This is a genomic window from Streptococcus porci DSM 23759 (genome assembly GCF_000423765.1).
Classification (GTDB): Bacteria; Bacillota; Bacilli; order Lactobacillales; family Streptococcaceae; genus Streptococcus; species Streptococcus porci.
The window spans coordinates 1-12,501 of the sequence record NZ_AUIP01000027.1; the positions used below are offsets into that span (position 1 = coordinate 1).

12 protein-coding genes and 1 pseudogene are annotated in these 12,501 nt (G+C 43.3%); 7 read left to right on the forward strand and 6 right to left on the reverse strand.

Annotated features, from left to right (window positions below; translation table 11 throughout):
- Positions 1-309: 309 nt before the first annotated feature.
- Both G576_RS13375 and G576_RS0109340 read left to right on the forward strand, forming a co-directional pair.
- Positions 310-420, forward strand: a pseudogene (locus G576_RS13375) (transporter substrate-binding domain-containing protein); the annotation flags it as partial.
- A 523-nt stretch (positions 421-943) separates the two neighbouring features.
- Positions 944-1,615, forward strand: coding sequence for an amino acid ABC transporter permease (locus G576_RS0109340; protein ID WP_027974375.1), 672 nt, complete (start codon positions 944-946; stop codon positions 1,613-1,615).
- A gap of 62 nt (positions 1,616-1,677) precedes the next feature.
- Here the strand turns inward: G576_RS0109340 and G576_RS0109345 are convergent, their stop codons facing one another.
- From G576_RS0109345 to pdxR, 5 genes are all read right to left on the reverse strand, one after another.
- Positions 1,678-2,808, reverse strand: a complete 1,131-nt coding sequence (locus tag G576_RS0109345) for an acetylornithine transaminase (protein ID WP_027974376.1) — start codon at positions 2,806-2,808, stop codon at positions 1,678-1,680.
- A 2-nt stretch (positions 2,809-2,810) separates the two neighbouring features.
- Positions 2,811-3,548 (reverse strand): acetylglutamate kinase, encoded by a 738-nt coding sequence (argB, locus tag G576_RS0109350; RefSeq protein WP_027974377.1) that lies wholly within the window; start codon positions 3,546-3,548, stop codon positions 2,811-2,813.
- Between the two features lie 9 nt (positions 3,549-3,557).
- Positions 3,558-4,751, reverse strand: coding sequence for a bifunctional glutamate N-acetyltransferase/amino-acid acetyltransferase ArgJ (argJ, locus tag G576_RS0109355; protein WP_027974378.1), 1,194 nt, complete (start codon positions 4,749-4,751; stop codon positions 3,558-3,560).
- Positions 4,752-4,792: 41 nt separating this feature from the next.
- Complete coding sequence (argC, locus tag G576_RS0109360; RefSeq protein WP_027974379.1) at positions 4,793-5,815, reverse strand: N-acetyl-gamma-glutamyl-phosphate reductase; 1,023 nt, start codon at positions 5,813-5,815, stop codon at positions 4,793-4,795.
- Positions 5,816-5,903: 88 nt separating this feature from the next.
- The gene (gene pdxR, locus G576_RS0109365; protein ID WP_027974380.1) at positions 5,904-7,307 is read right to left on the reverse strand and encodes a MocR-like pyridoxine biosynthesis transcription factor PdxR; all 1,404 of its coding nucleotides are present in this window, start codon (positions 7,305-7,307) and stop codon (positions 5,904-5,906) included.
- Between the two features lie 270 nt (positions 7,308-7,577).
- Here pdxR and truA point away from each other — a divergent pair, with 270 nt between their 5' ends.
- From truA to G576_RS0109385, 4 genes are read left to right on the forward strand one after another with little or no spacing between them, the layout of a single operon-like run.
- Positions 7,578-8,327, forward strand: coding sequence for a tRNA pseudouridine(38-40) synthase TruA (gene truA / locus G576_RS0109370; RefSeq protein ID WP_027974381.1), 750 nt, complete (start codon positions 7,578-7,580; stop codon positions 8,325-8,327).
- Entirely contained in the window at positions 8,317-9,081 is a 765-nt protein-coding gene (locus G576_RS0109375) for a bifunctional hydroxymethylpyrimidine kinase/phosphomethylpyrimidine kinase (protein ID WP_027974382.1), read from the forward strand. The genes truA and G576_RS0109375 overlap by 11 nt, the downstream gene beginning before the upstream one ends.
- On the forward strand, positions 9,068-9,535 hold the full coding sequence (locus tag G576_RS0109380; protein WP_027974383.1) for an ECF transporter S component: 468 nt from the start codon (positions 9,068-9,070) through the stop codon (positions 9,533-9,535). The genes G576_RS0109375 and G576_RS0109380 overlap by 14 nt, the downstream gene beginning before the upstream one ends.
- Complete coding sequence (locus G576_RS0109385) at positions 9,532-10,095, forward strand: TIGR01440 family protein (protein WP_027974384.1); 564 nt, start codon at positions 9,532-9,534, stop codon at positions 10,093-10,095. Before G576_RS0109380 ends, G576_RS0109385 begins: the two co-directional genes overlap by 4 nt.
- Before the next feature lie 73 nt (positions 10,096-10,168).
- Here G576_RS0109385 and G576_RS0109390 read toward each other — a convergent pair whose 3' ends face one another.
- Positions 10,169-10,999: a mechanosensitive ion channel family protein gene (locus G576_RS0109390; RefSeq protein WP_027974385.1), complete on the reverse strand. Its 831-nt coding sequence runs from the start codon at positions 10,997-10,999 to the stop codon at positions 10,169-10,171.
- A gap of 97 nt (positions 11,000-11,096) precedes the next feature.
- Between G576_RS0109390 and tig the strand changes: the two genes are divergently transcribed.
- Positions 11,097-12,380 carry a trigger factor gene (gene tig, locus G576_RS0109395; protein ID WP_027974386.1) on the forward strand — a complete coding sequence of 428 codons (1,284 nt, stop codon included), beginning with the start codon at positions 11,097-11,099 and terminating at the stop codon, positions 12,378-12,380.
- The last annotated feature ends 121 nt before the right edge of the window (positions 12,381-12,501 follow it).

Below are 12,501 nucleotides of genomic sequence, written 5' to 3' on the forward strand. Positions count from 1 at the left end.
ACGAAGCCACACACGATTGCCTCCATACATCGTCTCATTCGGACAATGTATTACCTCATAACGCATAACAAACTTTACGATTATCGTTCTACCCAAAATCAGTAAGATTGTTTATGCTATATTATTGTAACACCTTATCAAAAAATTTCAACATAAGGTGTTGCTTTTGTATACACTTTTTACACGAAACTTTAGTCCAAAATAAAACAATTTACTTATTTTGACTATTGAACTCAAAATATTTTTCATCAAATACCTTGATAGGCTTGACAAATGGTAGAAAAAGAGTTAGATAAAGTTATCAAAGAAATGAAAGAGGATGGCACCCTTAAAGCCATCTCTGAAAAGTATTATGCAGGACAAGATTTGACGGTACCTGCTGAAGATGCAGAAGGCTTACCAGTTGTGGATGTGGACTAGTATAGTCGAATGAATTAGTTTTCGGTCAAGGAACAGAGGTGCGGGCACTACTAGAGTGCGGCAAGCCGAAAGTGATGGTGTATCAAAGTTAATTCAAATGGTTACTATCAGGAGACAAAGCAGTGCTTTCTCAGTTGCTTAGTAGCTCTGCTAAATGATATAAACGAAAAAATTCTACCATGTCGAGTCAAGCGAGGCTTGTTGCTGCTTCCTCTGTGTGGAAAGAGGCATAAACTACCTTTATGTGATTCGGAAGCTTGAGACTTGGACTCAAAACTTAGCTACGGTATGCTATCAACAAGTCGCAGGCGTCCGATAGCACCTATAGAAGTGATAAAAAGAGAGTTTATTTACAATTTTGTCGTTCCACCTCCGCACAGTTGATTAGGAAGATCGCTATCCACTGTGTGGCAAGGGATGAGAATTTCCAATCAACCACTGCGCCAAAGCGTCTATCTACAATAATGTAAAAAGGCTAGGACTTTTGTCTCAGCCTCTTTCGAATAGGATGAAAGGAGAAATGATGTCGATTAACTGGCAGGCGATTTTTGACCCCAAATTAGCTATGGAAGCCATTCCCGCTATTCTTGAGGGGTTGCCTTATACCATATCTCTGTCTTTGATTGGCTTTGGCTTGGGGATTTTCTGTGGCTTTTTTGTGGCTCTCATGCGTATGTCGCGCTTTATCCCCTTGCGTTATCTGGCCATTTGGCATGTGTCTTTCATGCGAGGCGTTCCTCTTATGGTCTTGCTCTTTTTCATCTATTTTGGGCTACCCTTCATGGGGATTCAATTGGATCCTATATTATCTTCTATTATCGCCTTTACCGCCATGTCTTCTGCTTACATCTCAGAAATCATTCGCTCGGCGCTCTCTGCTGTTGATATAGGGCAATGGGAAGCTGCGCAATCACTAGGCTTATCAAGGTCGGTCATTTACCGCAAAATTATCATCCCGCAAGCCTTTCGCATCGCTCTGCCACCACTCAGCAATGTCTTTCTAGACATGATCAAATCAACCTCTCTGACCGCTATGATTACCGTGCCTGAAATTTTTAACAAGGCCAAAATCGTTGGTGGAGCTAAATCAGATTACATGACTGTCTATATCTGCGTTGCCCTTATCTACTGGCTCATCGCAACTAGCTATGCCTTTGGTCAGGGTATCTGGGAGAAAAAACTACAGACTTATTAAGCAATCAACCTCCTTTGGAAAGTCCAAAGGAGGTTTTTGATAGCTACGCAAGGTCCTTCTCATTACTGAAAGGACGCTTTTAGGATAGCAACTCCCTGCGCCACTTCTTCGCTTGTCAGGCTTAGTGGAGGCAAGAGGCGGATCACATTTGTTCCTGCTGTTAAAACAATAAGCCCTTTATCCCGCGCCTTTTGAACGATGTCTGCTAAATTTTCTGTCGTTTCAATGCCAATCATGTAGCCCAGTCCACGTATATCGGTGACTTTGGGATTATCACTGAGCTCTGCTTTGAGTTGTGAGGAGAGAGCTTGTGCATTCTGTCTAGCGGTGTCAAGGAATCCTGGTGATTTTAGGATATCAAGCACAGCCGAGCTAGCTGACATGGCTAGCATATTACCACCAAAAGTAGAACCATGGCTACCGTAATTAAAAGCCTTTCCCAGCTCTGCCTTTGCCAACATAGCACCAACAGGAACCCCGTTGCCCAGCCCTTTAGCTAAGGTAAAGATATCAGGCTCAATCCCGTACTGCTGGAAGGCATAAAGGCTACCGGTACGCCCCATTCCTGTCTGAACCTCGTCGATAATCAGGAGAATGCCCGCTTCTTTGCAAAAATCGGCAAGTTGAGTGATGAAGTCTTTGTCAGCGGGAACGACCCCAGACTCTCCTTGAATTAGCTCTAGCATGACAGCAGCAGTCTGCTCGGTAGCAAGAGCTTTAACGCTATCAAGGTCATTGAAAATGGCATAGGAAAAATGGGGGACACCTTGGCCAAATCCTTGTTTGATTTTATCCTGACCGGTTGCTGACATGGAACCAAAGGTACGCCCGTGAAAGGAATTTTGAAAGCTGATAATCTCTTGCTTGCCGCTTGCCTTTCGCGCTATTTTGATGGCGGCTTCGTTGGCCTCGGCTCCGCTATTGGCAAAGAAAGCTAGGTAGTCTAGTTCTCCGATTAGTTTTTCTGCCACCTCTTCCTGCAGACTATTTTGATAGAGGTTAGGTGTGTGCCAAAGTTGCGCCACTTGTTCTTGAAGGGTGGCCACAAGTTGAGGTGGAAAGCCTAGATTGGTCACCCCAATGCCTGAGGAGAAGTCCAGATATTTTTTTCCTTCTTTGTCAAACAGGTAGTTACCTTCTGCCCTTACAAATTCAATAGGCGCCCGCTTATAATTTGAAAATAGTTTACTCATTCTTAACCTCCTGTGATGATGGTTCCAGTTAGCAAATTATCGCCAATGACAACTTGTCCTACTCCTGCCTGAAGGGACTGAAGGGCGGATTCGATCTTGGGAATCATGCCTCCGGTGATATAGCCTTTTGTAATTTTTTCGGCAACCAGTGATATGGGAAGTGTGTCCAATATTTTTCCATCTTCTAGTACCCCTTTGACATCGGTCATGAGCACTAATTTTTCAGCCTGAAGAGCTTGCGCAACTGCTGAAGCGAGGTAGTCAGCATTGATGTTGAGCATGTCCTTTTTAGCTGAATAACCTAGAGAGGCTAAGATGGGAATCTGGTCATTTTCTAAGACTTCTTCCAAAAGTCTAGTGTTGATGGTTTCGACTTGTCCTACATAGCCATAACGTTCCTGATTGAGGAAGTCTGCTTGGACGACGTCCTTCAATTCATGAGTTAATTGCTGCGGCTTTAGCCCTTCTTTTTCTAAAGTAGCTGTGATAGCTCCTCCAACTTGCTCTAGCAGAGCCTCTGCGATGAAAGGAAGGTGCTCTTTGGAGGTTAGGCGGAGACCGTCAACTTTACTGGTTTTGAGCTCTGCCTTTTTCAAAAGTTCTGTGATGGCATAGCCGCCACCGTGGATAATGATAATCTTTTTACCATTGGTCTTCCAGATATGAATTTGATTGAGGAAATCGGTAGAGAGGGTTTGACTAGCTACTCCGCCAATTTTAATCACGATAATATCTTCCATAGGAGCTCCTTAGGTTCTGTAAAGACTGTTGATTTTCACATAATCATAGGATAAATCACAGCCCCAAGCGGTGCCAGTTTCCTGTCCAGCGTGCAGATCAATGGTAATGGTAATAGTATCCTTGGCCATGACCTCAGACATAGTGTCGAGGTCAAACGCCTGAGGGCTGGAAGCTTGCATAACTGGGATATCAGCAAGAGTAATATCAATGTTGTCAACGGGAACATCCACTCCCGCATAGCCTACAGCAGCTAAAATACGTCCCCAATTAGGATCTTCACTAAAGATGGCGGTCTTGACTAGGCTTGACCCGACAACGGATTTTGCAATCATTCGAGCTTCGAGAGCCTTGGGAGCATTGATGACATCCACTTGAATCAGCTTAGTTGCCCCTTCCCCGTCTTTGGCGATTTTTTTGGCTAAGTCCTGCATGACCGCTTCAAGAATGGCCTTGAAGCTATTAAAGTCAGGGGTGTCAGGAAGAATTTCCTTGTTTTGTGTGCAGCCATTGGCTAGAACTACTACCATGTCATTGGTTGACGTGTCTCCATCAACTGTGATTTGGTTAAAAGATGTTTCCACTGTTTGGCTGAGTGCTAGTTGCAGGGTCGAGCTAGAGATGTTGGCATCGGTCGTGATAAAAGCGAGCATGGTCGCCATATTGGGATGAATCATGCCAGAACCCTTGGCCACACCAGCCATAATAACCTCGTCCTTGCCAAACATCTCAGAAACGACGATTGATTTTTGACAGGTATCTGTGGTCAAAATGGCTGTCGCAAAGTCGTGGGCATTGCCGTTGATAACCAATTTTGAAAGCCCGTTTTTCAAAGTGTCCATAGGTAGGAGCTCGCCAATGACCCCTGTTGAAGCAACTCCTACTAATTCAGGAACAATTTTCAACTTCTCAGCCACCCATTTTTGCATGGTAAGGGCATCTTCCATTCCCTGCTGTCCAGTACAAGAATTTGCATTGCCAGAATTAACGACAATAGCCTGCAGTTGTCCAGAGCTCTCAATGGCCTCTTTAGTGACAAGAAGCGGTGCGGCAATTACCTTATTGGTTGTATAGACTCCAGCCACATTAGCTGGAACTTCCGATACTATCCAGCCAAAATCTAAATTTCTCTTTTTAAAACCAGCGTGTAGCCCATCTGCAGAAAAGCCTAGCGGGCTAGCGATATTTCCATCAATTACTTTCATGATTGAGGTACCAATCCTTTTCTCTTATTCAAATATGTCAGTTATAAGTAAGTTGGAGTCATGAGAAACCCCTCAGTTTCCTCCCAGCCCATCATCAAGTTCAGGTTTTGGATGGCTTGTCCTGCGGCTCCTTTAACCAAATTGTCAATCACAGAGATAACTGTCAAGACATTGGTCTTCTTGTTGTAAGCAAAGCCGATATCTGTGAAGTTTGAGCCGATGACATTGTGAAGCTCTGGCAAGTCTTTTTGCAGGCGGATAAAAGGTTTGTCAGCGTAGCTTTTTTTAAAAATCGCCATGATATCATCAGGAGTCAAGTTTTTTCGAAGCTTGACGTAGCAGGTTGCCATGATGCCACGGTTGATGGGAAGGAGAGAGGTTGAAAATTGAATCGGTCCCAAATCAGGAGCGACTTTTTTCAATGTTTGCTCAATTTCAGGAATATGTTGGTGCTTATTAAGTTTGTAGGTTACATAATTGTCATGCACATTGACAAAATGACTACTTTGGGATAAGGTTTTACCGGCTCCGGTCAAGCCTGACTTAGCGTCAATGATGATGTTAGCTGGATCAATGACCTGGGCTTGTAGCAGAGGAATCAAAGCTAATTCGGTAGCGGTGGCATAGCAACCAGGGTTAGAGATGAACTTTTGCCCCTTGATACTCTCGAATTCAGCTAAACCATAGGTAAACTGATCGATAAATTCTTGCTTGGCAGGATTTTTACCGTACCATTTAGCGTAGGTATGAGCAGGCAAACGGTGATCTCCTGAGAGGTCAATAACTGGAAAATCCTGAGCTAAGAAATCCTCGGCTAACTGGCCAGCAATTCCAGAAGGGGTTGCGAAGATGACTGCATCGGATTTATCCATGATGGCCTTGCTGTCAAAGTCCTCGATTTTCAAGTCGCAGATACCTAGTAAATAGGGGTACAGGTCGGACAATCGTTGTCCGATTTGTTGCGTGGCGTGAATGGAGACCACCGTTGCTTTTGTATGATGATTCAAAATTCTTATTAGCTCCAGACCACTATATCCAGTAATTCCAACAATTGATAGTTTCATATCCGTCGCCCCTCGTGAATAAATATGCTATTCATTTTAATTTATATTCAATTAAAAGTCAACAACTTTATGAAAAAAGCAAGATTTTTTACAAAATCTCGCTTTCTAAGATGCTAATCAAGTTCTCGAAATCCTCATCAGTCATGTTAGCGTACTGGATCACAAAATGATTTTTGGGAACGGCGCTTTTATCGTGAGCATAAGCGGTCAAAGGGCTTAGCGCCAAGCCTTTTTCACGGCAATCGTCCATCAACTGGTCTTGGTCTTGCTCAGTCTTGATCTGAAGGATAAAATGTAAGCCAGAATGATCCTCCTTGATGACCAGTTTGTCACGGATGGTGCTTTTTTTGATGAGTTGATGGCAATGATCCAGCTTTTTCTGGTAAGTCAGGCGCATGCGACTAAGGTGTTTTTCGAAATAGCCCTGCTGGATAAATCGAGCCAAAGTGTACTGCTCCAGATTGGAAACGGTGGGTGAGTAGAAGCCTAGTCGATCTTGAAATTCTTCTAATAATTTTTGTGGTAAAATCATGTAGGCAATTCGGAGTGTGGTCAAAAGGCTACGACTAAAGGTGTTTAGGTAGATAACCTTATCTGACTGATCAATCTCCTTAAGACTGGGAATAGGACGGTGCTTAAAACGAAATTCGCTATCATAGTCATCTTCGATGATGTAGCGACTCTCTGACATGCTGGCCCAGCTCAGTAGCTGGTAGCGTTTATTGATAGGTAAAACCTGACCTGTCGGAAATTGGTGGGAGGGGGAAATATGTAAAATCTCTGCTCCGCTTTTTTCCAAAGCTTCCCCATCCAGTCCGTCAGGCATGATCGGTAGGTGACTCAGAGAAAGCTGGTGGGACTGATAAACCTTGCTAATGCGACTGTAGGAAGGGTCCTCTACAGCCATGTGGCGATGATGACCGAGAAGCTGGCTAATCAAGGAGTAGAGGTACTCGGTGCCAGCACCGATGATAATCTGATGAGGAGAGATTAGCATGCCACGAAAGTCATAGAGGTGCTGAGCGATGGCTTCCTTGAGTTCCAAAACTCCTCCGCTAGGAGCGGGTTGGAGCAATTTTTCTGGTTCTTGATTGAGCACCTGCTTGAGAAGTTTGCTCCAAGTCTGAAAGGGAAAATCCTGCTGATGCTGATAAGGTTTGGCTGGAGTTAGTAGCAGTTGATTTAAAACTGGACTGGTCTCTTTGTGAAAAACTGGTCTGATTGAGGAGTCAGTTTCTGGTAGGACTTGCTGAATGTCAGAGACAAAAAAGCCGCTGTTGGGCTTGCTGTAAAGATAGCCTTCGGCAATCAATTGCTGGTAGGCCGTATCGACAGTTGTGACAGATAAGCCCAGATGTTTAGCCAGTTTACGCTTAGAAGGCAACTTTTCATGACCTTTTAAAAGAGATTTGGTAATGTCAGATTTTAGAGCTAAATAAAGCTGCTGGTAGAGAGGCTCGGGTTGATTGGCGTTAAGAATGTAGGTCAGCATAACAACTCCTTTTTGGTATCTTAAAAAAAGATTAAAATGACTATTTATATGATACCAGTTTTTGCTAGAATATGTCTATCCATTTTAAAAAATTGTCTTATAGTCATCTGAATTAGTTTTGAGAGATCGTTACTTTCGGCTTGCCGTGCTCTAGTAGAGCCTGCACCTCAGTTCCTTGTCTGAAAGCTGATTCATTCGACTATAAGTTGGATTAGACTGACAATAACTGGAGTGTTTGCTTAGTGCCTTCTTTCTTGTTATAATGCTTTCATGACACGATACAAAGCAATTATTTCATACGATGGTAGTGATTTTTCTGGCTTTCAGCGCCAGCCACACGCCAGGAGCGTTCAGGAAGAGATTGAAAAGACCTTACAAAAGCTCAATAGTGGCATAGCTGTGACGATTCATGGAGCCGGTCGAACAGATAGTGGCGTCCATGCCTACGGTCAGGTCATTCACTTTGATTTGCCTCAGGAGCGCGACGTGGAAAAGCTGCGCTTTGGGCTGGATACTCAGTGTCCTGACGATATTGACATTGTCAAGATTGAGATTGTCTCAGAGGATTTCCATGCTCGCTACAATAAGCACAGCAAGACCTACGAATTTCTTGTGGACACGGGGCGTCCTAAGAACCCCATGATGCGACATTATGCCACCCATTATCCCTATCCGATTGACTTACCTCGCATGCAGGAAGCTATTAAGGATTTGGTGGGGACCCATGATTTTACTGGCTTTACAGCTTCTGGCACTAGTGTGCAAGATAAGATACGCACCATCACCAGAGCAAGTGTGGAGCGAGATCCCCATACGGATTTTCTGATTTTCACCTTCTCAGGTAACGGTTTTCTCTATAAGCAAGTTCGCAACATGGTTGGAACTCTCCTTAAAATCGGCAACGGTCGTATGCCAGTCAGTCAAATAAAAACAGTTTTAGAATCCCAAGACCGAAACCTAGCAGGTCCAACAGCCGCAGGCAATGGTCTTTATTTAAAGGAGATTATTTATGAAGAGTAAGTATATTCTAGCCCTTTCTGGCAATGATATTTTTAGCGGTGGTGGTCTCCATGCTGACCTAACCACCTACACGGTCAATGGCCTTCATGGCTTTGTGGCGGTGACCTGTCTAACAGCTATGACTGAAAAAGGTTTTGAGGTCTTTGCGACGGATAATCAGATTTTTGCTCACCAACTTAAGTCAGTAGAAAAAGTTCCTTTCTCAGGAATTAAGCTAGGACTCCTTCCCAATGTGGATATTGCAGAACAGGCGCTTGAATTTGTCAAGAATCACGCTGATATCCCTGTCGTTCTTGACCCTGTCCTAGTCTGTAAGGAGGCACATGATGTTGAAGTCTCAGCCCTGCGTGATGAGCTTCTGAAGTTCTTCCCTCATGTCACCATCATTACACCAAATTTGGTAGAAGCGGAGCTTTTGACCCAAAGTAAGATCCAAAGTTTGGATGATATGAAAGCGGCCGCTAAGAAACTTTACGACCTTGGTGCCAAAAATGTCGTGATTAAAGGGGGGAGCCGTTTGGATGATGCTATCGCAACGGATGTTTTCTACGATGGAACAGAGTTGGTTGTCCTTGAAAGTCCAGTGCTTCATCGCAATAATATCGGTGCAGGTTGTACCTTTGCCTCAAGTATTGCAAGCTATTTAGTGGCAGGTAAGTCAGCTCAAGAAGCAGTCCGTGACGCTAAGTCTTTTGTTCACGAGGCTATTCAAAAATCAGATGATTACGGGGTGGTTCAATATGAGACAAACTAAAACCAAAGAGTTGACGCTCCTAGCTATCCTAACAGCATTAACCATTGTCTTAGGATTTTTCTTCAAAATTCCAACACCAACAGGAGTAACGACACTTCTAGATGTCGGTATCTTTTTCACAGCCTTTTATCTAGGTAAGCGTGAGGGAGCTATTGTCGGTGGTCTTTCTGCCTTTCTTTTTGACTTGATTGCAGGTTATCCACAATGGATGTTTATCAGCCTGATTGCACACGGAGCTCAGGGCTTCTTGGCTGGTTTTTCTGGGAAAAAGCGTCCGCTGGGACTTCTCTTAGCCACTGTCATCATGGTTGGAACTTACTTCTTAGCATCTAGTGTTATGAACGGCGTCGGAGCTGCCGCAGCAGAAGTCTTAACCAACACCATGCAAAATGTGGTTGGAATGCTTGGGGGTTACTTGGTGTATCTTGGAGTTTCCAAGGTGGTTAAGCCATGAATTTACAGGAATTAAGCCTACAAACAAAAGCTATCGTTACAGATATACTTGACCGCTCAGCCATCAAAAAAGGACAAATTTTTGTCCTTGGTTTGTCCTCAAGTGAGGTTATAGGCGGTGTGATTGGAAAAAATTCTAGTCGTGAAATTGGACAAGTCATTGTGAAGACGATTTTAGAGGCCTGTAAACAACGAGGTGTCTATTTAGCAGTGCAAGGTTGTGAACATTTGAACCGTGCCTTGGTTCTTGAACGTGACGTTGCTGAACAAAAGGATTTGGAAATCGTCAATGTTCTTCCCAGCCTCCATGCGGGTGGCTCAGGTCAGTTGGCGGCTTTTGACTATATGACAGACCCAGTTGAAGTGGAAGAAGTGGTTGCTCATGCTGGACTGGACATTGGAGATACCTCAATTGGGATGCATGTCAAACGTGTTCAAGTGCCCCTGATTCCTATCCAAAGAGAACTCGGAGGAGCTCATGTAACAGCTCTTGCCAGTCGTCCTAAACTCATTGGCGGTGCGCGTGCCCTCTATCACGAAGATGAGATTAGGAAAAATTAGTTCAAAAATATTGAAAAAGTGACAACTAAAAGGTTTAGAGTAGAGTGAAAGCCTCTTCTAAACCTTTTTATGATTATTTTTGTGCGGGGCTAAATGTATTTGCTGTTGGCAAGGTAATTCCAGCTCTGACCAGCCCCTCTTGATAAAGTCGGAAGAAACGAGAATAGATATGATTTTGCTGACCATTTTGAACAAAAATATCTACTCGATAAATCAACTGCCCATTAGGTAGCGTACGTGGCCCAAGAATAGTAGGGGTACCAACAATCTCAGGATATTTTTCTAGCTGTTCATCGTTAATCGATTTAATGATTTGACCAATTTGTTCTAAATTGCTATGTGCAAAAATGGGTAAATCAATTTGCACCCGCATATCTCCGCGGGATTTATTGCTAACGATAGTGATGTTACGATTAGGAATAAAATGCAGAGTCCCGTCAAATCCTCTGATTTGAGTGGTACGAATACCGACATTAGAAATATTACCGATGATACTACCAATTTCAACAGTTTCCCCGACATCAAACTGATTTTCTAGGAGGATGAAAAAGCCGTTGAGGACATCTGATAAAAAGCCTTGTGCCCCCAGCCCTATAGCTACTCCAGCAATTCCAGCCCCCGCAAGAAGACTTGACACAGGCACACCAATAATCGTCAATATCCAATAAATGAGAATAAAATATAAGGTGTAGTCTAGGGCGCTGTTCATGAGCTTAATTAAAGTTTTTTGGCGGGCAGGCTTTGTTTGAGACAGCGCCAGCGATTTTTCAACCGTATGGGTAAAAGCAAAATGGCAGAGCTTCTTAGCTACAACAAACAGAATTAATAAGAGTATCAGGGATATGACTTTATCCCCAAGCGTATCCAGGTGCCAGGAGGCAAGGTATTTTTCAATGATTTTCATGCTTCTAGTTTACCAAAAAGTAGCGTAAAAAACTTTAAAAAACTCATAAAATATGATAAACTAAGCTGTATAACATTTTTTAAGGAGAAATGACGACATGTCAGTATCATTTGAAAACACTGCGACAAACCGTGGTGTCATCACATTTACAATTAGTCAAGAGGATATCAAACCAGCTCTTGACAAAGTATTCAACCGTATTAAAAAAGATTTGAACGTTCCTGGATTCCGCAAAGGCCACATGCCACGTCCAGTTTTCAACCAAAAATTTGGTGAGGAAGCCCTCTATGAAGACGCTCTGAACGCACTTCTTCCATCAGCTTACGAGGCAGCAGTTGCTGAACTCGGTCTTGATGTGGTAGCTCAACCGAAAATTGATGTGACTTCAATGGAAAAAGGTCAAGACTGGACAATCACTGCTGAAGTTGTGACAAAACCAGAAGTAAAACTTGGTGACTACAAAGACCTTGCAGTTGAAGTGGAAGTTTCTAAAGAAGTTACTGATGAAGAAGTTGATGCTAAAGTTGAGCGCGAGCGCAATAACTTGGCTGAGTTAGCTGTTAAAGATGGCGCTGCTGAAACTGGCGATACTGTTGTTATCGACTTTGTTGGTTCAGTGGATGGCGTTGAATTTGATGGTGGAAAAGGTGAAAACCACTCACTTGAACTTGGTTCAGGTCAATTTATCCCAGGCTTTGAAGAACAACTTGTTGGTGCTAAGGCAGGTGAAACGGTTAACGTTAACGTGACTTTCCCAACTGAATACCATGCAGAAGACTTGGCTGGTAAAGAAGCACTTTTTGTCACAACAATCAATGAAGTTAAAGTTAAAGAAGTTCCGGCACTTGACGATGAGCTTGCAAAAGACATTGACGAAGAAGTTGAAACACTTGACGAATTGAAAGCTAAATACCGCAAAGAGCTTGAAGCAGCTAAAGAAATCGCATTTGACGATGCGGTTGAGGGAGCAGCGATTGAACTTGCCGTAGCAAACGCAGAAATCGTTGAACTGCCAGATGAAATGGTTCATGATGAAGTTCACCGCGCTATGAATGAGTTCATGGGCAATATGCAACGTCAAGGTATTTCACCAGAGATGTACTTCCAAATTACAGGAACAACTCAAGAGGATCTTCACGCTCAATACGAAGCTGATGCTGACAAACGAGTGAAAACCAACCTCGTTATCGAAGCAATCGCTAAAGCAGAAGGTTTTGAAGTGTCAGATGCAGACATCGAAAAAGAAATCGCTGACCTTGCAGCTGAGTACAACATGGAAGTGGAACAAGTTCGTTCACTCCTTTCAGCAGATATGCTTCGCCACGACATCGCAATGAAAAAAGCTGTTGAAGTAATCACGTCAACAGCTAAAGTGAAATAAGCTATTTAGGAAGCGCCGCGAGGCGCTTTTTTCTACCATTTGTCAAGCCTATCAAGGTATTTGATGAAAAATATTTTGAGTTCAATAGTCAAAATAAGTAAATTGTTTTATTTTGGACTAA

Coding starts and splice junctions, on each gene's coding strand:
- G576_RS0109340 (WP_027974375.1), top strand. CDS start 944: ATGTCGATTAACTGGCAGGCGATTTTTGACCCCAAATTAGCTATGGAA.
- G576_RS0109345 (WP_027974376.1), bottom strand. CDS start 2,808: ATGAGTAAACTATTTTCAAATTATAAGCGGGCGCCTATTGAATTTGTA.
- argB (WP_027974377.1), bottom strand. CDS start 3,548: ATGGAAGATATTATCGTGATTAAAATTGGCGGAGTAGCTAGTCAAACC.
- argJ (WP_027974378.1), bottom strand. CDS start 4,751: ATGAAAGTAATTGATGGAAATATCGCTAGCCCGCTAGGCTTTTCTGCA.
- argC (WP_027974379.1), bottom strand. CDS start 5,815: ATGAAACTATCAATTGTTGGAATTACTGGATATAGTGGTCTGGAGCTA.
- pdxR (WP_027974380.1), bottom strand. CDS start 7,307: ATGCTGACCTACATTCTTAACGCCAATCAACCCGAGCCTCTCTACCAG.
- truA (WP_027974381.1), top strand. CDS start 7,578: ATGACACGATACAAAGCAATTATTTCATACGATGGTAGTGATTTTTCT.
- G576_RS0109375 (WP_027974382.1), top strand. CDS start 8,317: ATGAAGAGTAAGTATATTCTAGCCCTTTCTGGCAATGATATTTTTAGC.
- G576_RS0109380 (WP_027974383.1), top strand. CDS start 9,068: ATGAGACAAACTAAAACCAAAGAGTTGACGCTCCTAGCTATCCTAACA.
- G576_RS0109385 (WP_027974384.1), top strand. CDS start 9,532: ATGAATTTACAGGAATTAAGCCTACAAACAAAAGCTATCGTTACAGAT.
- G576_RS0109390 (WP_027974385.1), bottom strand. CDS start 10,999: ATGAAAATCATTGAAAAATACCTTGCCTCCTGGCACCTGGATACGCTT.
- tig (WP_027974386.1), top strand. CDS start 11,097: ATGTCAGTATCATTTGAAAACACTGCGACAAACCGTGGTGTCATCACA.